Raw genomic sequence first — 633 nt, forward strand, 5'->3', positions numbered from 1 at the left:
GTTTTTCTTTTGTTTAAATTATCTAGGTAGATTACCTTTCACGCACGTAAGTCGTTTGAACTAAGGTGCTTAGCACCACTTCGCTCTTGATCACTTTAAAATTGAGTGGTTGTTCCAAATCACCAAACAAAGGTGCGCCGCCGCCAAGTAGGATAGGGAAGCGAGTGATCACCATTTCATCGATAAGATCTTCTTTGAGGAAGTTTTGAATCGTCACGCCGCCGTCGATGTAAAGCTCGTTAAAGCCTTTTGTATTTAGGTCAGCAAGTACATCTTTTAGCTCGCCTTTTACTAAAAAGACTTTGTCTTCGTAGCCTTGTGGAACTTCTGTCATGGTATTGCTGAGTACGAACACGGGCTTGCTGTACGGCCAATTGCAACCAAAACTCAGTACGACATCTAATGTATTACGACCCATTACCAAGCCATCTATACGCTCCATTAGTGGGACGAAGCCAGTATCAATGTTGTCTGGATTTGGTACGGATTGTAGCCAGTCGAGTTTGCCTTGTTTATCTGCGATGTAACCGCCCAGACTGGTTGCAATAAATACGATATTTGCCATGAGTACCTCATCAAAGTAATGATGCTTGAGCCAAGTTAAAGGTTGGTTTAAAATTAATTCTACAATGT

General features: G+C 41.9%; 1 protein-coding gene. It reads right to left on the bottom strand.

Annotated features, from left to right (window positions below):
- Positions 1 to 31 precede the first annotated feature (31 nt).
- Complete coding sequence (locus tag R7E78_RS27785; protein ID WP_318058841.1) at positions 32 to 565, bottom strand: dihydrofolate reductase family protein; 534 nt, start codon at positions 563 to 565, stop codon at positions 32 to 34.
- Positions 566 to 633 lie beyond the last annotated feature (68 nt).

The sequence above is a fragment of the Vibrio sp. YT-19(2023) genome (genome assembly GCF_033337395.1).